At 45.4% G+C, this 20770-nt stretch carries 19 protein-coding genes; 14 read left to right on the plus strand and 5 right to left on the minus strand.

Going from position 1 to position 20770, the window contains the following annotated elements:
- The first annotated feature begins 70 nt into the window (after positions 1 to 70).
- A complete protein-coding gene (locus ABGV42_RS02885) occupies positions 71 to 763 on the plus strand; it encodes a response regulator transcription factor (protein WP_347380292.1) in 693 nt (230 codons plus the stop codon).
- A 140-nt stretch (positions 764 to 903) separates the two neighbouring features.
- Here the strand turns inward: ABGV42_RS02885 and ABGV42_RS02890 are convergent, their stop codons facing one another.
- Together ABGV42_RS02890 and ABGV42_RS02895 are read right to left on the minus strand one after the other, a co-directional pair.
- Positions 904 to 1404, minus strand: a complete 501-nt coding sequence (locus ABGV42_RS02890; protein WP_347380293.1) for a C40 family peptidase — start codon at positions 1402 to 1404, stop codon at positions 904 to 906.
- 287 nt (positions 1405 to 1691) lie between these two features.
- Positions 1692 to 2333, minus strand: coding sequence for a thiamine diphosphokinase (locus ABGV42_RS02895; protein WP_347380294.1), 642 nt, complete (start codon positions 2331 to 2333; stop codon positions 1692 to 1694).
- Between the two features lie 169 nt (positions 2334 to 2502).
- Between ABGV42_RS02895 and ABGV42_RS02900 the strand changes: the two genes are divergently transcribed.
- Both ABGV42_RS02900 and ABGV42_RS02905 read left to right on the plus strand, forming a co-directional pair.
- Positions 2503 to 3171, plus strand: coding sequence for a trimeric intracellular cation channel family protein (locus ABGV42_RS02900; RefSeq protein ID WP_347383123.1), 669 nt, complete (start codon positions 2503 to 2505; stop codon positions 3169 to 3171).
- A gap of 2 nt (positions 3172 to 3173) precedes the next feature.
- Complete coding sequence (locus ABGV42_RS02905) at positions 3174 to 3644, plus strand: low molecular weight protein-tyrosine-phosphatase (RefSeq protein WP_347380295.1); 471 nt, start codon at positions 3174 to 3176, stop codon at positions 3642 to 3644.
- A gap of 146 nt (positions 3645 to 3790) precedes the next feature.
- Here ABGV42_RS02905 and ABGV42_RS02910 read toward each other — a convergent pair whose 3' ends face one another.
- Positions 3791 to 4525 (minus strand): alpha/beta hydrolase, encoded by a 735-nt coding sequence (locus ABGV42_RS02910; RefSeq protein ID WP_347380296.1) that lies wholly within the window; start codon positions 4523 to 4525, stop codon positions 3791 to 3793.
- Positions 4526 to 4780: 255 nt separating this feature from the next.
- On the opposite strand from ABGV42_RS02910, the gene pdhA reads away from it, so the two are divergent.
- The 9 genes from pdhA (at position 4781) to ABGV42_RS02955 (ending at position 16773) form a co-directional block, all read left to right on the plus strand.
- A complete protein-coding gene (gene pdhA / locus ABGV42_RS02915; RefSeq protein WP_175399014.1) occupies positions 4781 to 5848 on the plus strand; it encodes a pyruvate dehydrogenase (acetyl-transferring) E1 component subunit alpha in 1068 nt (355 codons plus the stop codon).
- Between the two features lie 105 nt (positions 5849 to 5953).
- Positions 5954 to 6931, plus strand: coding sequence for an alpha-ketoacid dehydrogenase subunit beta (locus tag ABGV42_RS02920; protein ID WP_347380297.1), 978 nt, complete (start codon positions 5954 to 5956; stop codon positions 6929 to 6931).
- A gap of 176 nt (positions 6932 to 7107) precedes the next feature.
- Positions 7108 to 8427 carry a dihydrolipoamide acetyltransferase family protein gene (locus tag ABGV42_RS02925; protein WP_347380298.1) on the plus strand — a complete coding sequence of 440 codons (1320 nt, stop codon included), beginning with the start codon at positions 7108 to 7110 and terminating at the stop codon, positions 8425 to 8427.
- A gap of 3 nt (positions 8428 to 8430) precedes the next feature.
- Positions 8431 to 9846, plus strand: coding sequence for a dihydrolipoyl dehydrogenase (lpdA, locus tag ABGV42_RS02930; protein ID WP_153979013.1), 1416 nt, complete (start codon positions 8431 to 8433; stop codon positions 9844 to 9846).
- A gap of 278 nt (positions 9847 to 10124) precedes the next feature.
- Positions 10125 to 10919 (plus strand): thymidylate synthase, encoded by a 795-nt coding sequence (gene thyA / locus ABGV42_RS02935; protein WP_347380299.1) that lies wholly within the window; start codon positions 10125 to 10127, stop codon positions 10917 to 10919.
- Positions 10920 to 10946: 27 nt separating this feature from the next.
- On the plus strand, positions 10947 to 11435 hold the full coding sequence (locus ABGV42_RS02940) for a dihydrofolate reductase (protein WP_347380300.1): 489 nt from the start codon (positions 10947 to 10949) through the stop codon (positions 11433 to 11435).
- Between the two features lie 650 nt (positions 11436 to 12085).
- Entirely contained in the window at positions 12086 to 13573 is a 1488-nt protein-coding gene (locus tag ABGV42_RS02945; protein ID WP_095286483.1) for a glutamate synthase subunit beta, read from the plus strand.
- A 249-nt stretch (positions 13574 to 13822) separates the two neighbouring features.
- On the plus strand, positions 13823 to 14314 hold the full coding sequence (locus tag ABGV42_RS02950; protein WP_347380301.1) for a Fur family transcriptional regulator: 492 nt from the start codon (positions 13823 to 13825) through the stop codon (positions 14312 to 14314).
- Between the two features lie 125 nt (positions 14315 to 14439).
- Positions 14440 to 16773, plus strand: coding sequence for a type IA DNA topoisomerase (locus ABGV42_RS02955; RefSeq protein ID WP_347380302.1), 2334 nt, complete (start codon positions 14440 to 14442; stop codon positions 16771 to 16773).
- Positions 16774 to 16825: 52 nt separating this feature from the next.
- On the opposite strand, the gene ABGV42_RS02960 is transcribed toward ABGV42_RS02955, so the two are convergent.
- Positions 16826 to 17590 carry an HAD family hydrolase gene (locus ABGV42_RS02960; RefSeq protein WP_347380303.1) on the minus strand — a complete coding sequence of 255 codons (765 nt, stop codon included), beginning with the start codon at positions 17588 to 17590 and terminating at the stop codon, positions 16826 to 16828.
- A gap of 45 nt (positions 17591 to 17635) precedes the next feature.
- Positions 17636 to 18556 (minus strand): ArsR/SmtB family transcription factor, encoded by a 921-nt coding sequence (locus ABGV42_RS02965; RefSeq protein WP_347380304.1) that lies wholly within the window; start codon positions 18554 to 18556, stop codon positions 17636 to 17638.
- Between the two features lie 201 nt (positions 18557 to 18757).
- Between ABGV42_RS02965 and ABGV42_RS02970 the strand changes: the two genes are divergently transcribed.
- Both ABGV42_RS02970 and ABGV42_RS02975 read left to right on the plus strand, forming a co-directional pair.
- Positions 18758 to 19957, plus strand: a complete 1200-nt coding sequence (locus ABGV42_RS02970; protein ID WP_347380305.1) for an MFS transporter — start codon at positions 18758 to 18760, stop codon at positions 19955 to 19957.
- An 84-nt stretch (positions 19958 to 20041) separates the two neighbouring features.
- A complete protein-coding gene (locus ABGV42_RS02975) occupies positions 20042 to 20767 on the plus strand; it encodes a phosphonate ABC transporter ATP-binding protein (RefSeq protein ID WP_347380306.1) in 726 nt (241 codons plus the stop codon).
- Positions 20768 to 20770 lie beyond the last annotated feature (3 nt).

Here is a 20770-nt window from a genome sequence, read left to right on the forward strand (position 1 = left end):
GGAGCAAATGAGGAGCAAATGAGTCATCCCACACCTTGACAGCGGTTTGAGACAGGCCGGGTGAATCGAGATGAAAACGTCCATTTTACTGATTGGCGATGAAGACCGAACGAACTTTTACATGGAAGTGTTGTGTACAGAAGGTTACTCCGTTTCAAATATTACATGGGAAGAACTGTATCAGGAACAGGACTCTGGGCTGGAAACCAGCACTATGATCATCAGGGTGGTGGATGAGAATCATGACAATCCAATCGTGGAGGAACTGCAATGGCTAATGGAGCAGAAGGAAGGCATTGTTCCTATTATCGTGATTACATCACTTGCAACCCCTGAACAGATGGTAGCTTGGCTTGATCAAGGCGCGAATGATGTGATTATTGAACCTATTCAATGGAAAGTCATGATGGCGAGAATACGAAATTTACTTCGTGTCTTTGCGAATGCAGCTCGAACGGATGAAGAAGTCATCGTCGTGCATGATCTTAAAGTGAATCTCCGTTCACGCAGGGTAAGCCGTGCGGGGGAGTATCTCATGCTGACACCGAAAGAATATGAACTGCTGGAGTTTTTGGCCAGGCACGTGAATGAGGCGTGTACGCGGGGCACAATTCTAAGGGAAGTGTGGGGGTATGACTTTGCGATGGATACCAACGTAGTGGATGTGTATATTAAACATTTGCGGGTAAAGGTTGATAAAGGCAGAGATATTAAACTGATCCATACGGTTCGTGGAATCGGCTATATGCTTTATACCAGTTAATGAACGACGATTCCAGTAACAATTCAACGTTAGATTAACAAAATGCACCTGTTTGTACAGCTGAGAAATCCGGGTAAATATAAAAGGACCGGATCAAAGATCCGGCCCCAACTGCCTGTCTATCGTACAAGTTGATAAAACTACAGTACGCGGCGAGCTTTAATATATGTTCTTTTCCAAGTACCGGAATTCAGATCCGAGATGGTAACACCCGGGGATCCGTAAGTGTGCAGAATTTTGCCGTTCCCTGCATAGACACCAACATGAGTTACGTTAGAACCCGTGGAACGACTGCCGCTCGAGAAAAATACCAGGTCTCCTACACGCAGGTTTGCCTTGGATACAGCTTTACCTTCTTTGGATTGTTTCACAGACGTACGTGGCAAATCTACACCATACTTCTTAAAGATATATTTCATAAAAGAAGAGCAGTCAAAATATTTCGTAGTGGACGTTGACGCGCCAAATTTATATGGTGTTCCAGTAAATTTTTTGCCGTAGTTTACGATTTGTTGTCCAGTAGATACGGATGCAGTTGCTGCTTGTGCAACCGGTGCATGTGTCATTAATACAGCTCCAAAACCTAATGTAGCACACAACCCGACGGTTACGGCCTTTTGGACCAAGATGTTTGTTTTCATGTTGTTTGTTACCTCCAAAATTCGTTTTCGTTAAGTTGCTAGAGCGAGTATAACAGGTTTGTAACAGCCTAGAAATTGGATACATCGCTGTAATCCCTTGTGCAGCTTAGCTTTGGGTTTCTTTATTAAAAAACAATTAAAAATGTCAAAAAATTAATCGTTGACTAATGTTTTAGGACAGGAAAATAAAAAAGACCCTTGATTATCAAGGGTCTTTTGTTGATTGGATCTATTAATACGTTTAAATCACAGGTTACAAAAACGTAATAACTGCTTCGAAAAGAGTGTTAGTCCTTGCTCTGTATAATAAGCAACAATCCACTATCTATAGATACCGTACCTGAAGCTCCAAGCAGTTTATTGCTTATTCCCAAAGATTGTCCCATCCGTATCGTAGCTTTATCAAGAGGATACAGGAAGCCGTCGAGCGTAATACCCGTAACTTCATGGGTGAGCGGCAGTAAGGAAATGTATTCATATCCCCGGTCCTCCACCTCTGCTTTTGATGTAGTCAGCATCATATAGTTGTGTTCGTCCTGAATGGTACAGAAGATATGATGCTGCATGGCACGAACCATAATATGTACATTGGCCAAGGTATGATCCAGCCGAGTCCCGGTAGCTCCAAGCATCAGAATATGGGTAGGTTCGTGGTCGAGTGCTGTTTCAAAGGCCATCTCAGTGTCTGTCCAATCCTTCGCGATAGGATCAACAGTAATCATGCGCTCACTATTTTCACGTACCATTAGCAATTGCTGTTCGGTAATGGAATCAAAATCTCCAACGGCTATATGAGGCTTTACGCCATGTTCAATTAAATACAGTGCTCCTCGATCGGCTGCGATCACGATATCATCATGTCTAATTTCTTCAATAAACCGAGGAGAGAGCGCTCCGCCTGTAAAAATTACAATGCGTTTCGTAGTCATTCCAATTCATCCTTCCTATTAATGTAGAACGTATTACATCATTTCATAGTATTCACGAATGCTCTCAGTATAAAACACAAAATGTGGTTGCACAATTTCAGTCCTCGCGGATACAATGGGTAGAGCGACATGGAGATGACTTGAAAAGTGAGGTTTGAACAGGTTGGACTTGCACATTTTTGAAGTGTTCAGCATTATAGGCACCGTTGCTTTTGCAATGTCTGGTGCTTTCGTGGCAATGGAAGAGGAATATGATATCTTGGGTGTGCTCGTATTGGGGCTTGTCACAGCCTTTGGTGGTGGGGTTGTTCGTAATGTTCTGATTGGGGTGCCTGTCACTACGCTATGGAGTCAGGGTGGACTAATCATGCTCGCACTGGTATCTGTTGCGGTGGCGTTCTTACTGCCTCTGAAGTGGATTGGTCACTGGAAGCGGACCGAAGCCTTGTTTGATGCGATCGGGCTGGCGGCGTTTGCCATCCAAGGCGGTCTGTATGCTGCCAATATGGGACATCCCATCAGCGCGGTGATTGTTGCTGCAGTGTTGACGGGGATCGGCGGCGGAATTATACGGGATTTGCTTGCAGGTCGCAAGCCACTAGTACTGCGTGACGAAATCTATGCGGTATGGGCTATGACAGCCGGATTTGTAATAGGCATGGGATGGTTTACCACGAATGTGGGGCTGTTGATATGTTTTGCAGCAGTTGTGTTTTTCCGGATGTGTTCTGTACATTATAAATGGAAGCTTCCTCGCCGTTCATTGGTAAGTCCGGAAGCTGTTCCAACACAGCCTTCACAGTCTGCACTTAAGCGCACGTTAAGCAAGGGGGAGTAATAATGATACATGTTTTGTTTGTTTGTCTCGGTAACATTTGCCGATCACCTATGGCAGAAGCGGTATTGCGTCACAAGATCGAGGAACGGGGACTTCAACACCAGATTCAGGTGGACTCGGCTGGCACAGGAGATTGGCATATCGGCAAGCCTCCGCATGAAGGCACTCGCAATCTGCTTGATTCATACCAGATTTCTTACGCCAATATGGCTGCAAGGCAATTCGAAAGTGCTGATTTTGATCAATTTGATTATATTGTCTGTATGGATGATTCCAACGCTGCTAATGTGCGTAAAATTACGGGCGGAGCCGAAGCGGATATTATAAAATTCATGGATCTTCTACCGAATGAATCACTACGAGAAGTGCCGGATCCTTACTTCACAGGTAACTTTGAAGAAGTGTACAGGCTCGTAGAAGCGGGATGTAACGTACTTTTGGAGCAGATTCAAAATGACCATTCACTCGCCTGATCTAAAGTGGAACAGAATTTTGTTACAAAAAGAAAGCAGTTTGAGACAAGCAGGAGATTCCTGCTTCTTTTATGAATATAGATGTAAGCGTTATCAACTGTCATAAAAAAATAGCGGCCGATTCAGCCGCTTGTATTGTGAGACAACTAGTTCTCTTGCAGGAAATATAACAAAGCTTCAGGTAGTTCTTTTTGCCAAAATCCCCATTGGTGATGCCCATCCTTTTCCCGATAAGAGACGAGAGCACCACGTTTCTCCAGCAAATCACGTGTATCCCTGTTTAACTGAACAAAATCATAAGTGCCCGTATCCGCTTCAAATGCTGTTTCCTGCAAACCAACGATCATCCAGATGGATAGCCAGGACAAGTCTTCCTCAGCCGCATAGATTTCCTGTGAGGCAGAATAGAAGGCTCCGGACATGCTGATAACTCGTGAGAACAGATCTGGATAGAGCAGGGCAAGGTGCAGCGATACACTGCCACCAAGCGAATCACCGGCAAGCACTCGCTCCTGTGGAGAGCGTCTTACAGGATATTTCTCTTCAATATAGGGAATAATCTCTTCAGCAAAGCATGCGGTATATGCTTTGAATCGATTTCCGAATGGAGCATATTCCTGCGTTCGAACCGAAACATCAACTTGAACACCTACAATAATGAAAGGTTCGGCACCCTCGTCCAAAATGATACGGTTGGCAGTCGTAGCGATACGACCAAAGTTGAAGAATTCTTCGCCGTCCTGACAATAAACGACAGGGTAGCTGAGTAATTCGTTGTAGCCTGGCGGAAGATAAATTCGAAGTGTGCGCTTCTCTCCAAGATAGCGGCTATCGATTTCTTCCTTAACAATCGTACGTTTCAAATAGCGGGAATCCGTCATAAAACGTCACCTTTCTCGGTTTATTTTTGCATTCGTCCGCGCAATACGGTAAGATTAACCTGGTGCGGGGATAGGTCAAACACGCAATCATGTATTATGCTGTTATACCAATATTAAGCCCCTGTTATACATACAATCCGGAAGGAAACATAAAAAAATTACGGATATCTTTGACGTATGCAGTGAAACAGGTGTATAATAATATTATAACAGCGGAACTTGATATTCAAATTTTTTGTTGAGGTGAAGAAAAAAATGAGCAAGGTTCCTTATGAAGTGTATACGGAGGATGTAGAAGCTCTGTCCGTGCTGTCTCCTGACGGCGAAATTGTTAACAAAGACATGATGCCTAAACTTTCCGACGATCAATTAAAAGAAATTATGTACCGCATGGTATTTACCCGTACTTGGGATGACCGTGCTGTAAACCTGGGCCGTCAAGGCCGTCTTGGTTTCTATGCTCCAGTATCTGGACAAGAAGCAACAATGGTTGGTAGTGAGTTTGCACTTGAAAAAGAAGATTTTATTGCTCCAGGCTATCGCGACATTCCGCAACTCGTGTGGCACGGACTTCCTCTTTATCAAGCATTTTTGTATTCCCGTGGACACCAACATGGTGGACAAATTCCGGATGGCGTTAATGTATTGATGCCGCAAATCATCATTGGTGCACAAATTCTGCACGCAATGGGTATTGCTATGGGTTACAAATTGAAAAAACAAAAACAAGTTGTTATTACTTACACAGGTGATGGTGGTTCTTCCGAAGGTGACTTCTACGAAGGTCTGAACTACGCTGGTGTTTACAAGTTGCCTGTTATCTTCTTCGTACAGAACAACGGTTATGCTATCACAACTCCTTTTGCCAAACAAACGGCAGCTCTGTCCATCGCTCACAAAGCGGTAGCAGCAGGTATCAAAGGTGTTAAAGTTGACGGTATGGATATCTTCGCAGTTATCAAAGCTGTTCAGGAAGCTGCTGAACGTGGTCGTAATGGCGAAGGTGCAACTCTGATCGAAGCTGTTACTTATCGTTTCCGTCCTCACTCCCTTTCTGACGATGCTTCCAAATATCGTACAAAAGAAGAAGAGGCAGAATGGAATGCAAAAGATCCTATCGCACGTTTCGCTAAATATCTGGAGAAAAAAGGTCTTTGGACTGAAGAAGATACAGCGCGTGTGAAAGAAGAAGCAAAAGCTAAAGTGAACGAAGAGATCAAAAAAGCGGAAAAAACCGAGAAAATGACAATTCCAGGCTTGATCGACAGCATGTTCGAGCAAACGCCTAAGCACTTGGAAGAGCAAAAAGCTGATTTCCAATAAGTTTTTTCCGATAAAGCATAAACATCCGGGACAGATTCCGGGGTATCGGTATACATGTATGAATTCAAATGTGAACTGTCAATGTTTAAGGAGGAAATGAAGCAAATGGCACAAATGAACATGAAAGAAGCAATCCGTGATGCGCTTCGCGTTGAATTGAAACGCGATCCTAACGTACTGCTTTTCGGTGAAGACGTAGGTAATGTAGGTGGCGTTTTCCGTGTAACGGAAGGTCTCCAAAAAGAATTCGGCGAAGAGCGTGTATTCGATACACCGCTTGCTGAATCCGCTATTGGCGGTCTGGCTGTAGGTCTTGGTGTACAAGGCTTCCGTCCAGTTGCCGAAATCCAATTCGTTGGATTTATCTTTGAAGCACTCGACCAAATGGTCGTTCAAGCAGCTCGTATGCGTTACCGTTCCGGCGGCAAATACAATTCTCCAATCGTATTCCGTACACCATTTGGTGGCGGTGTAAAAGCGGCAGAATTGCACACGGATGCCTTGGAAGGTCTGCTTGCGCAAACTCCAGGTATCAAAGTGGTTATTCCTTCCAACCCTTACGATGCAAAAGGTCTGATGATCGCTTCGATTCGCGACAATGACCCTGTATTCTTCATGGAGCACTTGAACCTGTACCATGCTTTCCGTGCAGAAGTACCAGAAGAAGATTACACTGTAGAACTGGGTAAAGCGAACGTAGTTCGTGAAGGTTCTGATGTAACTATCATTACTTACGGTATGATGGTGCACACTTCTGTGAAAGCAGCAGAAGAGCTCGAAAAACAAGGCATCAACGTTGAAGTTATCGACCTTCGTACGGTTAGCCCAATCGATATCGATACAATCGTTGCTTCCATTAAGAAAACCAACCGTGCAATTGTTGTACAGGAAGCTCAAAAAAGCGCAGGTGTTGCAGCTGAAGTCATTGCCCAAATCAATGAAAAAGCTATTCTGCACCTGGAAGCTCCGGTTCTGCGTGTAGCTGGCCCGGACACTGTATATCCATTCGCACAAATCGAAGATACATGGCTGCCTAACCCGGCACGTATCGTTGCCGCGGTTAACAAAGTCGTAAATTTCTAATTTGATCATCTGACATGCCGCAAGGCGCAGTATGGTGATTCACATCGCAGCGCAGGCTGCACTGTAAACAGCCATTAGCCCCTTGATTGACAGTTATTTGCATTAGCAGTAACAGTTAGTTCTTGGAGCTAAGGGTTGTTTTCAGGATTGAGCACATAATCAAGGAGGTTTTTCAGTTGGCTAAATTTGAATACAAATTCCCTGAACTAGGCGAAGGCCTTCACGAAGGCGAAATCATCAAGATGCACATCAAAGTCGGGGACAAAGTAACTGACGACGATATCATCATGGAAGTACAAAACGACAAAGCGGTAGTAGAAGTACCTTGTCCGGTAAACGGAACAGTTACTGAAGTATTCGCTAAAGACGGTCAAATCTGTCACGTTGGTGAAGTTGTTGCGGTTATCGATGCAGAAGGCGAACTGCCTGAGCAAGACGACGCGCCTGCTGGCGACCAAGGTGCACAAGAGAAAGATGCAGCTCAAGGCGGAGCTGACACAAGTGGTTCTTCTGCAGCAGCTTCCAGCTCGGATGCAGCTCAAGAAGGCGGCAACAACAGCGTTCCGGCAGTACCTGCCAAAGACGTTCTGGCAACACCAAGCGTACGCAAATTTGCTCGTGAGCAAGGTGTAGACATCGCTCAGGTTAACGGCACTGGCAACAACGGCAAAGTAACCAAAGAAGATGTTGAAGCTTTCAAAAACGGTGGCGGCCAATCCGCAGCAGCTTCCGCAGCTCCTGCTCAAGAAGACAAAAAATCCGCAGCACCAGCAGCGGCAGCAGCTGACCAACGTCTTGAAGAAGAGCGCGTACCATTCAAAGGTATCCGTAAAGCAATTTCCAATGCAATGGTTAAATCGGCTTACACTGCACCTCACGTTACAATCATGGACGAAGTGGACGTAACTGAGCTGGTTGCTTTCCGTACTCGTATGAAACCAATCGCAGAGAAAAAAGGAACGAAAGTTACTTATCTGCCGTTCATCGTTAAAGCATTGGTTGCAGCTTCCCGTCAATTCCCTGCTCTGAATGCAATGATTGATGAAGAAGCTAACGAAATTGTTTACAAAAAATACTACAACATCGGTATCGCTACTGATACAGACAACGGCTTGATCGTTCCTGTTATCAAAGATGCTGATCGTAAATCCATCTGGATGATCGCTGATTCCATCCGTGATCTGGCAGCTCGTGGCCGTGATGGCAAATTGAGCGCTAATGAAATGAAAGGAAGCACAATCTCCATCAGTAACATCGGTTCTGCTGGCGGTATGTTCTTCACTCCGATCATCAACTTCCCTGAAGTTGCGATCCTCGGAACTGGACGCATTAGCGAAAAAGCGGTTATCAAAGACGGCGAAGTTGTAGCAGCTCCTGTAATGGCGCTTTCCCTGAGCTTCGACCACCGTATCATCGATGGCGCAACAGCACAAAACTTTATGAACTACATTAAACAGCTGCTCGCTAACCCTGAGCTGCTTGTTATGGAGGTGTAAGATATGGTAGTAGGCGACGCTTCTCTCAATATCGACACATTAGTAATTGGTGCGGGTCCTGGCGGCTATGTAGCTGCCATCCGCGCTGCTCAACTGGGCCAAAGCGTATTGATTGTAGACAAATCCGAGCTTGGTGGCGTTTGTTTGAACCGTGGATGTATCCCATCCAAAGCCCTGATCTCTGCTGCACACCAATATGAAAATGCACTTCACGGTGAAGCATTCGGTATCTCTGCTGAAAACGTAAAAGTGGACTTCAGCAAAACTCAAGAATTCAAAAACGGCGTTGTTAAGAAAATGACTGGCGGCGTAGCTGGTTTGCTTAAAGGCAACAAAGTTGAAGTTTTCAACGGTGAGTGCATGTTCATCAACGAAAACGAAGCGCGTGTATTCAACGATCACGAATCTCCGCGTTACAAATTCAAAAATGCAATCATTGCAACAGGTTCCCGTCCAATCGAACTGAAACCTTTCCCGTTTGGCGGACGCATTCTGTCTTCGACAGAAGCATTGAACCTGCCTGAAGTACCGAAAAGCCTGATCGTTATCGGTGGCGGTTATATCGGTGCTGAGCTTGGTCAAATGTACTCCAAATTCGGTGCTAAAGTAACCATCATCGAAGGTTTGGATACTGTACTGCCAGGATTCGATAAAGACATGACTAGCCTTGTGGCTAAAAACATGAAGAAAACAGGCATCGAAATTGTAACGGGTGCAAAAGCTGAAAGTGCTGAGCAAACGGATAAAGATGTAACTGTTAAATATTCCGTAAATGGTGAGTCCAAAGAAGTAACTGCAGATTACCTGCTTGTTACTGTAGGACGTCGTCCAAATACGGACGGTGAGCTTGGTTTGGACCTGATCGGTGTTGACGTTGACGAGCGTGGATTCGTTAAAGTTGACCACCAAGGCCGCACTAGCATTCCTCACATCTTCGCAATCGGTGATATCGTATCCGGTTTGGCACTTGCCCACAAAGCTTCTTATGAAGGTAAAGTGGCTGCTGAAGCGATCGCAGGACAACCGTCTGTCGTTGACTACAAATGTATGCCAGCAGTTGTGTTCACAGATCCTGAATGCTCCAGCGTAGGTTACACAGAAAAAGAAGCTAAAGAAAAAGGCTACAAAGTAAAAGCAGGTAAGTTCCCTTATGCGGGTAACGGCCGTGCTGTATCTTTGAACCACGCTGAAGGCTTCGTGAAAATCGTAGCTGACGAAGAAAGCGGCCTTGTACTTGGTTGCCAAATCGTAGGTCTGGAAGCTTCCAACCTGATTGCTGAGCTTGGTCTTGCAATCGAAATGGGCGCTACTTTGGAAGATCTGGCTCTGACTATTCACGCTCACCCAACGTTGGGCGAAATCGTGATGGAAGCTGCGGAACTGGTTATGGGTCACCCGATCCACATCATTTCCCGCTAATACCGTCTAGGCTTCGGGCTCGTCCGGCATTATACGTAAATCAAGGGACAGATAACGTGTTATAGCGTTATCTGTCCTTTTTTTATGCATATATTGTTTCGCTTAAGGATCATGCAATCTAAAGGTCAATATGGTACACTATAACAACGAAGAAACAGGTTGAGGGCAGGCAGGTTATGCTGTTGTAAAGCTTGGAAAACACGCATGATGCTGCCACAACCAGTGTTGCTATTTTTATTTTAAGTGAACATAAAGATATAGTAGTGGGGGAGTACAACTTGAAAAACTATCTCGATTTATTACAGGATATCCTGGACAATGGCGTACACAAGGGAGATCGCACCGGAACGGGTACACAATCCGTGTTTGGCAGACAGCTTCGTTATAACTTATCTGAAGGCTTTCCGCTTGTTACGACGAAACGAATTCACCTTAAATCCGTCATTCATGAACTGTTATGGTTCTTGAGCGGGGATACGAATATTGCCTATTTGAAAGAAAATGGCGTGAAAATCTGGGACGATTGGGCAGACGAGAATGGCGACCTGGGCCCGGTTTACGGTTCACAGTGGAGAACATGGGAAGCACCAAACGGAGAGAAAATCGATCAGATTGCAGCAGTTATTGATTCAATCAAAAACAACCCGGATTCACGCCGTCATCTGGTAAGTGCATGGAATGTGGCAGAGATTAACAATATGAAGCTTCCACCTTGCCATTTTGCGTTTCAGTTTTATGTGGCAGAGGGTAAATTATCCTGTATGCTTACGATGCGCTCCGTGGATACGTTCCTTGGGCTGCCATTTAATATTGCGAGCTACGCATTGCTAACACATATGATTGCCCAGCAATGTGACCTTGAAGTCGGTGATTTTATCTGGTCGGGTGGCGATGTGCACATCTATTCCAATCATGTGGAACAAGTGAAAACACAGCTTGAGCGTGAGCCTTTTGCGCTGCCTAAGTTGATCATTAAACGTAAACCGGATTCGATTTTTGATTATAAGTTTGAGGATTTTGAGTTTGAGAACTATCAGCATCATCCGGGTATCAAAGCTCCAATTGCAGTATAATCAGACTCGAAGAAGGAGTGTAGCATTTTGAGTATTGAACTTGTATGGGCAATGGGCGAAAATGGCGTTATTGGCTTGAACAATTCGATTCCATGGCGTCTGCCCAAAGATATGGCCTTCTTTAAACGTCGTACGTTAAACAAAACCATTATTATGGGTCGCAATACGTGGGAATCCTTTGGTGGTAAACCGCTCCCGCAGCGCCGGAATATTGTGGTCACCAGAGACCTGAACTACAAGGTAGAACAGGCAGAGGTTGTGCATTCCATTGAAGAAGGTTTGGAAGCAACCAAGGGTGAGGAGCTATGTGTGATCGGTGGCTCACAGGTATATCGTGAGTTCCTCCCGCTGGCGGATCGTTTGGTGGTTACCAAAATCCATGAGGAGTTCGAGGGAGATACGTTTTTCCCGGAAGTGGATTGGTCCGAATGGGAGCTTAAGGAACAGATTGAGGGCGAGCAGGATGAAAAAAATGTGTACGATTATACGTTTGAGTTTTATGAACGTAAACGCTGAAGACTATCCGGGAAGACGATAGTTCAAAGAATTTATAGCTTTCCATGTGATGTGTGAAAAAAGACACGGTAAATACGAAAGGCGCTGATTTGCGAAATATTCGTGAACAGCGTCTTTTTATTTATTTTGAAATGTAGCGTGTTCGTGCTATTTTTTGTGGTTTACACGAATATAACATTTGTAGCTATGAAAATTTAGGGTGCAGAAATAGGGTTTTCAGCATTACTAGTAAAAAAGTATAAAAGTTGTGGGCGTTTACCGTTGTAAAGCCCTAAATTCGAGTTAATATTCGGAAATAGAAGGTATTTGGGGCTGACTTGGTTGATTTTAATGACAAATTAGCTCACATTTATATGACGTTCTTTCTTTTGTTCGACATAATAACCGTTAGAATATGCTTTTGAGTATTATTTATAGCTCCAGAATAAGGGTATTGACCACAGGTAAACCTGACGATATGATGAATAAAATACAAATAATTATGCGGATAATCCATTTAATATTCAGTTGTCGAAATGCTACTATAATTGAAATATCTTTGAGAAGTTTTTGTGATACAATAGACAAAAAACTCAGCATGAGTAATCCATTTCATATAGAACCATGCCAATGAAGGGATTAAGACGAGAACGGATGGGGGAAAACGTAAGATGTCTACACCTACTGGATTTATGGAATACAAACGGCAGCTGCCTGCGGACAGGGAGCCGGCTGAGCGGATTAAGGATTGGGAAGAGTTTCATAAACATATGGCTGAAGAAGAGCTCAGAACACAAGGTGCACGATGCATGGATTGTGGTACCCCGTATTGCCATACAGGTATAGATATGATCGGCGGAACGTCGGGCTGTCCTGTGCATAACCTGATTCCGGAATGGAATAATCTTGTATATCGCGGATTGTGGAGAGAAGCACTTGATCGTCTGCACAAAACGAATAATTTTCCTGAGTTTACCGGTCGCGTCTGTCCTGCTCCATGTGAAGGATCCTGTACAGTTGGCCTGATCGGTCAGCCGGTTACCATCAAAACGATTGAAGAAGCCATTATTGAAAAAGGGTTCGAAGAAGGCTGGGTGGTTCCCCAACCTCCGGAGAAACGCACGGGTAAACGCGTAGCGGTTGTTGGTTCTGGCCCTGCAGGTCTTGCGACGGCGGCTCAGTTGAATAAAGCAGGTCATACAGTAACTGTATATGAACGTTCAGATCGTGTCGGCGGCTTGCTGATGTACGGCATTCCTACGATGAAACTGGACAAAAAAGTGGTTCAGCGTCGTGTGGATTTGCTTGAAGCAGAAGGCGTTCAGTTCGTGACAAACACGGAGATTGGCAAGGACATCCCTGCTCAGCAATTGGTGGACGAGTATGATGCTGTCGTCTTGTGCGGTGGTGCAACGAAGCCGCGGGAATTCAACATCGAAGGAAGCGACTTGAAGGGCGTGCATTACGCTATGGACTTCCTGAATGGCAGCATCAAAAGTTACCTGGACTCCAACCTGGAAGACGGAAACTACATTTCTGCAAAAGATAAGGATGTTATCGTTATTGGTGGCGGGGATACCGGTTCGGACTGTGTAGCTACATCGCTCCGTCACGGTTGCCGTACCGTAACCCAGTTCGGTACACATACACAAGCACCTATGGAACGAGATCGCATTAACAACCCTTGGCCGCAATTCCCTAACGTTTACACATTAGATTATGCACAAGAGGAAGCCAAAGCATTATTCGGGCAAGATCCACGTGAATTCTCTATCATGACAACCAAATTTGTTGGAGACGAAGAGGGTAATCTCAAAGAGCTTCATACCATTCAAATTGAGCGTATCGTCGATGAAACAGGCCGTAAAATCTACCAGCCGATCCCTGGAACAGAGCGCGTATTCCCTGCGCAAATGGCAATGATCGCGATCGGATTTGATGGACCGGAACAAACGCTGGTTGAACAGCTGGGTCTTGCTACTGATCGTCGTACCAACGTTAAAGCTCGTTACGGCAAATACAATACCAATGTGGATAAAGTATTCGCTGCAGGTGACATGCGTCGTGGACAAAGTCTGGTTGTATGGGCAATCAATGAAGGACGCGAGGCTGCTCGTGAAGTAGATAAATATTTGATGGGTGCCACCGTTCTTGCTTAACTTGAAATGAGCAATAATTTTATATATTATATCGAACATAAAGATATGAAGCTTAAGAACAGCTCTCGCTATTAGCGGGAGTTGTTTTTTGTTTCGTAAATTCTAGACTTACCAATTAATTTTGGGGAGTGTGCGGTATAGCATTGATTTTTATCCCGTAAAGATTTATTATTAGATTATAATAATTATAAATAAGAGAACAAATGACATCGTTAAATAGAGAATTTAAATCCGGAGGTGCGACCTGCTATGGCAAGAAACCGGGAAAAGACCATTTCTGAACAAATATTTGACATTAAAAAGCAATTGGTAGACAAAGGATATAAATTAACACAACAACGTGAAGTTACGGTACGTGTGTTGCTTGAGCATGAAAAGGATCATTTTAGTGCAGAAGAAGTGTTTCTGCTGGTGAAGGAGCAGTTTCCTGAGATTGGACTGGCAACCGTGTATCGGACACTGGAACTGCTAAGCGATCTCCAGGTTGTTGAGAAAATTAATTTTGGAGATGGCGCTGCACGCTTTGATCTGCGGAGTACAGATGGTTCCCATCATCATCACCATTTGATCTGCACGGAGTGCGGAACAGTAGAAGAAATTATGGAAGATGGCTTACTTCGTCTGGAACAGCAGATTGAGCGTCAATACGGATTTGCCGTGACGGATCATCGACTTGACTTTCAGGGTGTATGCAGGGAATGCAGGGAAAAGCAGGCCGTTAGTGAACAGGCTGCAGGCTAATTGTTCCACGGAGGATGCTCCCGGAATCAAAATCTGATATAATAGGGTTCAGAAGCAAGGGGCTTCCGTGGGCGGAAGGCCCCTTTTTGCCGTCATGCGGACGGTGAAGGAGGAGAGATGGACGGATGAAGACACTGGTTATAGCGGAAAAGCCTGATATGGGTCGAACCATTGCCGCCGTCATAGAACCAAGAGCCAAAAACAATCGCAGTTATCTTGAAGGTGAGCATTACATTATCACTTGGGCGATTGGACATCTGCTCGGGCTTGCTGAACCGGATGCGTATGATACGAAATACAAACGTTGGAATATTGCCGATCTGCCAATTATTCCGGATCAGTTCAAAATTGTGCCAAATCCCAGAACAAAAGATCAACTGAAGATCATTGGGGAACTTGCCAAACGAGCATCAGCGATCGTAAATGCCTGTGACGCCGGGCGAGAAGGACAATATATTTTTGCATTGATTCAACAGCAGTTGAAGCTGCGTCAGCCCGTTAAACGATTATGGATTTCGGACCTGACTGCAGAGAGCATTAAACGAGGGTTTGACGGTCTGAAGGATGCATCAGAGTTCGAAAACCTGACCCACGCTGCTCGCGCCCGAAGTGAGGCCGATTGGCTTATTGGCATGAATGCATCACGTGCCTTTACGACTCGGCATAACGCACTGTTATCTGTGGGCCGTGTGCAGACACCCGTGCTTGCGTTGATCTATGATCGGGAAATCGAGATTGAGGCATTTCAATCACAGACGTTTTATGAAGTGGCCGCCTGGTTTCGTCAAGAGGGTGTTGAGTACAAAGGTTTACGGCAAGGAGACAAGCTCACGGACGCTGAGGCTGCTGAATCGATAGCCACCAGTGTGAAGGGCAAGACCGGACATATTACCAAGTATGAGGCAAAGCAAACGAAGGAGTATCCGTACAGGTTATATGATCTGACTCTGTTGCAGCGTGAAGCCAATGCCAAGTATGGATATGGAGCGAAGAAGACACTGGACATTGCACAGGCCTTGTACGAGAAACACAAGGTTATTTCGTATCCGCGGACAAATTCCAACTATGTTACGGAACAGAACATTGAGGGTATGCACAAAACATTAAATCTGTTGAAGAACGGGCCCTATAGTGAAATTGCAATTGGCGCAAAACCTGAATTGGTTCATAAGAATAACAAGGGAGTCTGCAACCCTTCCAAGGTTGAGGATCACCATGCCATTTTGCCTACATTGAAACGGCCAGGAACTTTGTCCAAGGATGAGCAGAACATTTACGACTTGATCGTCAGACGGTTTTTATCTCATTTCTATCCTCCTGCAGAGTACAAGCAGCATACCGTGCTTACAGAAGTGGAACAGCACCAGTTCAAAACTTCTGTGAAGGAACTGCTGTCACTCGGATGGAAAGTCGTTCTGCCTTCTTCGGATCAGGAGCAGAATGGCTCGGGAAAGAAAAAAACGAAGAAGAACAGTAATGAGGAAGAAGAAGCCGAAGAATGGACGGATAAGTCGTTTTCGGTGCAGCCAGAGCTTCCAGTTCAGTGTACCAAGAGCGAGTTCAAGGAGAAAGCAACCCAACCGCCCAAAAGCTACACCGAGGGGACTTTGCTGAAAGCGATGGAAAGTGCGGGTAAGCAGATCGAAAACGAAGAACTGCGTGACGCCATGAAGGACAGCGGACTGGGTACGCCAGCAACACGTGCGGCAACTATCGAGCGGCTTAAAAATGTCGGTTACATTACGATGCAAGGCAAGAAGATGCAGCTGACGCTGAAAGGCCGGACGGCTATTGAATTGATCCGCCGAGCCGGTGTTGATCTATTAACTTCCCCCGAGATGACTGGACAATGGGAGAGAAGATTGTATCAGATTTCCAAAGGCGAAGCTGGCCAGGACAAGTTTATGGAGAACGTCAAGAAGTTTACCATGTCCATCATTGAGAAGGTACGTGTACAGGCCCCTGCACCAGCAGACGCATTCGGGGAAGATTCACGTGGGGGACGTGGCAAAGGCAAGGGAGCAAAAACCTCAAAGTCAGGAACCAAAACAACGGCGAAAGCAGCAGCTTCAGCCTCCAAAACATCACGTCAGCCTTCAGGGGCTGTATCCAGATCGAGTAACGCGGCTACCTCAGTGGCAAAGACAGCATCTGCGAGCCCGGCAAAATCCGGTGTTCGTGAGCCGTTGGCATCTTGTCCTTCGCCAGGGTGTACCGGTCAGATTATCGAGGGGAAGAAAGGATATGGATGTACTCGATTTAAGGAAGGCTGTGGATTTGTCATCTGGAAAGAGTACGTTGGCAAAAAAATAACCAGCACGATGTTAAAGTCTTTGATTGAGAAGGGAAGTACGCAGGTGCTGGCCTTCAAACGTAAAGACGGGAGCACGGTTAAGGCCCGTATCATCCTGCAGGATCAATCTTCGGGTAAACTGTCTGCCGAAAGGCAGGAGTCATAGGCTTGTACCCAAAACGAGTATACTCACAGATTTGATGTAAACAAAAGGACCCTTAACCAAGGGTCCTTTTTTGTTGCTGTTGTTGAATATTTTCATAAATAACCTGTGGAACTTCTTCCAGCGCCGTGATGGTATACATCGAAGTGTCGGGATTGAGCTGAAGATCAACAATATTGTACTGCCATTCATTTGGTTGTTTGATATATATGCTATGGATTCCGGCTGTTACTGCCGGTAAAATATCCGTGCGTAATGAGTTTCCGATCATCCATGTTGTTCTGCGGTCGAAAGGTCCGGAAGACAAAATGCCTTCAAGAGCTTCAACGTTTTTATGCTGCCTTATATAGATACGGTCATCAAAATAAGCAGATAACTTCATCTGATCGATCTTACGCTGCTGAATCACCGTTTCGCCTCCGGTATACAGATAGAGGGTATGTCCAGCCGATTGCAGACTTTCCAGTGTTTCAACCATGTGAGGGTAAGGCTCGACCTCTCGATCATACACGCTCATGCCAAGCTTCGTGAGGAACGTTTCTTCCTCCAATGATGTGGCTCTTGCATATTTCTGAGAGAAATAGCGATACGTATCAATGAGAGACTCCGGAAAATGGTGACTGGCGAATCCCACTTTGTTCACACCGGTTACGTCAATTTCCAGTTGTTTGTCACGAATGTCCTGCACGGTTAATGCATGATTATCGAACCACTCCTGCATGTTCTCGAAGAACTCACCGAGGACCAGGTTAAAATATTTGTTACAATAGACGAGCGTATCGTCCAGGTCGAAAATAATATGCTGTTTGATGGTGTTCATTTCAAAATCACTCCTTGCAGCCGGCGACTCCAGTACCATCCTCATTTATATGCGAATATAGGATTCCAGGAACATGTTTAATTCAGACACGCCATCCGGCCGGATACTGTATTTCTCTTTGCGGTTACTGCCGAGCAGATGGGTTCGGAGCAAACCTGCGATACGCAGCGCCATAACCTGATCTTTGACCATGTCTTCGTCCTTGTTCAATTCTTCACACATCTCAGCGAGCGATTTCGGCTCATCGGATACGTAACGAAGCAAGCGAAGCCGTTCGGGATCAGCCAAAGCATGTGTAAAACGCAGTAGACAGGTTGGCGGTTGATCTTCATTCTCTTCAGGGGTATCAACAGGATATTGCATAATCATCATGCCTTCGTAGAAGCAGTAGATATTGATTGGACGGTTATGTACTGTGGGGAAAAGAATCACCTCATCTAATCCGGGCATCGGCTCCACAATAACACCTGCTGTAGCATATTCGATAAGCAGTTCGGGTCCCATTTTGTCCAGAAGAATTCGCTTCTCATGAGCGTCTTCCTCCAGCCAGGTGCGATAATCGTCACTTATGTTCTGGCAGTAATGTTGATCCCAGAGACGAAGAAGCGGCACGTAACTGTCCCGAATACGACTTGTTTCTTCTATTGTAATACCCGGCAGAAGAGGAGATACACGCGCAAATAATTCTTCTGAAGACAGACTCGCAAGCATATTAAGGAAATCCTGATTCTCCGAAGAGCTAGTCCGATAGGCAGCCCATGCGAACAAGACATCAAAATCATCAAAGGGCCAAGTGGACGCAGGTGCGAGTGCAGCCCGTACGTTGGAACTTAGTTTGCCTTCTACTTCAAGAATCCATTCGGGTCCAACATCCAGATGTTGAATCCATTTTTTCGTGACATATACAAGAAAACTGTTCAGCATTTCATATATCGGTGAAACATCAATCTTAACATGATAAGTCATAACGATGCAGAATCCTCCCGTCACACTAAATGTACGCAGCGACTTATGTACTATTATGGCTTGTTTTGCAGGGCGTTGTCCACTATAATGTTCAAGTCCGGGGCAAATGCATCGGTCTATCAACACTTCATCAATGAATATGAATAACATGCGAAAAGTCGTCAGCGATGGCGATTTTTCTTTTGGTTGTCCGCAGGAGGAATGAAATTCGTGTCATCTATTAATGTCGCAAAATCATCACATTCTACATCCAACTATCTCATACTCATTATCGTTATAGTTGTAGCAGGGATAAGTCAGGGATTATTGCTTCCTGTACTATCCATTTTTCTGGAGCAAAAAGGGGTATCCCCCGGGTTAAACGGCCTCAATGCAGCAGCACTGTATGTAGGTTCCTTTGCAATGACTCTGGTTGCAGAACGGCTGCTCGGAGCGGTTGGTTTTAAAAAACTGATTGTCGGCGGCCTGTTATTTGTTATGTTTCCCCTAATCCTTTTTCCGTATTACCCGGATATCAAAATATGGTTTATTCTTCGACTCGTCGTTGGTATTGGCGATAGCGCGTTGCATTATGCCGCTCAGCTCTGGGTTCTTCTCGTTACGGCACCCGAAAAAAGAGGTCGTTACATATCCCTATATGGCATGTCCTACGGACTTGGCTTTAGTATAGGGCCTTTGGGCATCAAGCTGCTCGGATTCGGCGAGGCAGTGCCGTTCTGGGTTCTTTTCGTTTGTATGGGCGCCGTGCTTGTGCTTGTATTAATGAAGCTTCCTGATACTAAACCGGAAAAAACAGAGCATGGTCAGCTCCCGGAACGCCGGTTCCGTCGCAGTTGGGCCTGGGCTTGGTATGCGTTAATACCCGCGCTTTTGTATGGTTATATGGAAGCAGGGATGAACAGCAATTTCCCGGTATACGGATTGCGGATTGGTTTAGATGCCAATCAGATCTCATCTTTGCTGCCGTTTGTGGGCATCGGAGGATTGTTCCTGCAGTTACCTCTCGGTATACTCAGTGACCGCTTTGGGCGGAAAAGGGTGTTAATGTCTGCTGGTATTGCAGGCGGGGTCATGTTCATGCTCGTACCCGTGGCCGGGACTCACTTCTGGTGGACGCTGGTGCTGTTGACGGTAGCAGGGGGACTGGTAGGTTCCTTCTTTTCATTAGGACTTGCTTATGCAGCAGATATTTTACCAAAGGCACTTCTTCCTGCAGCGAACGTGGTGGCCTCGTTCCACTTTACCATTGGCAGTATTGTGGGGCCGAATCTGGGTGGCCAGATGATCAACTGGATTTCACCCGGAAGCATGTTTATCCTGCTTGGTTGCATGTATCTGCTTTTTGGTGCTGCAGGTGTGCTATTCCAGCATAAACCAATATCTCATTCTGTGTTAAAATAGAAGCTGGTGTTCGCATGGAAATTGATGTCCATTTCCGAGTACACTATATAGTAGGGAAAAACATGGACAAGAGGAGACATCGCGATGATCAGAGTTGAGAATTTGAGTAAATCCGTTGGAGCGGACCGTGTTCCGGTTCTACGGGATATACGATTTGATATGCAACAGGGTGAAATGATCGGAGTAGTCGGATCTAGCGGCAGTGGAAAAAGCATGCTGCTTAAGTGCCTGGCCATGATGGAGAAATGGGATGGCGGCCGATTTACCGTTGACGGTGTCGAAATTTTAAAAGAAGGCTGGTCCGGCAAACGGAAAATTAAGCGTGAATGGGCATACTTGGAACAGAATCCTCAGCTCTATCCTAGGCGATCAGCACTCAAAAACGTATTGATTGGTCGATCAGGTCAGACGCCTTGGTGGAGAATGGTGACTGGCATGGTCCGTTCGGATGATTATATGGGTGCCATGGATTATCTTGAAGGGCTTGGTCTACTGGATAAAGCCCATCAAACGGCAGAAAAGCTAAGTGGCGGTGAGAAACAGCGTGTTGCGATTGCTCGTGCACTCGCTCATGGTGCCAAAGTGATTCTTGCGGATGAACCGGTGATTGGACTTGATCCGCATACCGCTGATACGGTGCTCGAAACGCTACGCAAACTTTGCGAAGAAGAACGAGCAACGGTCATTGCCGTTTTGCCGATTGAGATGGCCGAGAAACATGCAACGCGCATCTGGGGTCTTGCGGAAGGCAATATCGCCTTTGATATACGTGGACGTAGACTGACACAGAAAGAAAAAAACATGATTTAAACT

The organism is Paenibacillus pabuli (assembly GCF_039831995.1).
Lineage (GTDB): Bacteria > Bacillota > Bacilli > Paenibacillales > Paenibacillaceae > Paenibacillus > Paenibacillus pabuli_C.

Coding starts and splice junctions, on each gene's coding strand:
- ABGV42_RS02975 (WP_347380306.1), top strand. CDS start 20,042: ATGATCAGAGTTGAGAATTTGAGTAAATCCGTTGGAGCGGACCGTGTT.
- ABGV42_RS02910 (WP_347380296.1), bottom strand. CDS start 4,525: ATGACGGATTCCCGCTATTTGAAACGTACGATTGTTAAGGAAGAAATC.
- ABGV42_RS02945 (WP_095286483.1), top strand. CDS start 12,086: ATGTCTACACCTACTGGATTTATGGAATACAAACGGCAGCTGCCTGCG.
- ABGV42_RS02920 (WP_347380297.1), top strand. CDS start 5,954: ATGGCACAAATGAACATGAAAGAAGCAATCCGTGATGCGCTTCGCGTT.
- ABGV42_RS02885 (WP_347380292.1), top strand. CDS start 71: ATGAAAACGTCCATTTTACTGATTGGCGATGAAGACCGAACGAACTTT.
- ABGV42_RS02960 (WP_347380303.1), bottom strand. CDS start 17,590: ATGAACACCATCAAACAGCATATTATTTTCGACCTGGACGATACGCTC.
- ABGV42_RS02970 (WP_347380305.1), top strand. CDS start 18,758: ATGAAATTCGTGTCATCTATTAATGTCGCAAAATCATCACATTCTACA.
- pdhA (WP_175399014.1), top strand. CDS start 4,781: ATGAGCAAGGTTCCTTATGAAGTGTATACGGAGGATGTAGAAGCTCTG.
- ABGV42_RS02895 (WP_347380294.1), bottom strand. CDS start 2,333: ATGACTACGAAACGCATTGTAATTTTTACAGGCGGAGCGCTCTCTCCT.
- ABGV42_RS02890 (WP_347380293.1), bottom strand. CDS start 1,404: ATGAAAACAAACATCTTGGTCCAAAAGGCCGTAACCGTCGGGTTGTGT.
- ABGV42_RS02905 (WP_347380295.1), top strand. CDS start 3,174: ATGATACATGTTTTGTTTGTTTGTCTCGGTAACATTTGCCGATCACCT.
- ABGV42_RS02965 (WP_347380304.1), bottom strand. CDS start 18,556: ATGACTTATCATGTTAAGATTGATGTTTCACCGATATATGAAATGCTG.
- ABGV42_RS02950 (WP_347380301.1), top strand. CDS start 13,823: ATGGCAAGAAACCGGGAAAAGACCATTTCTGAACAAATATTTGACATT.
- ABGV42_RS02955 (WP_347380302.1), top strand. CDS start 14,440: ATGAAGACACTGGTTATAGCGGAAAAGCCTGATATGGGTCGAACCATT.
- lpdA (WP_153979013.1), top strand. CDS start 8,431: ATGGTAGTAGGCGACGCTTCTCTCAATATCGACACATTAGTAATTGGT.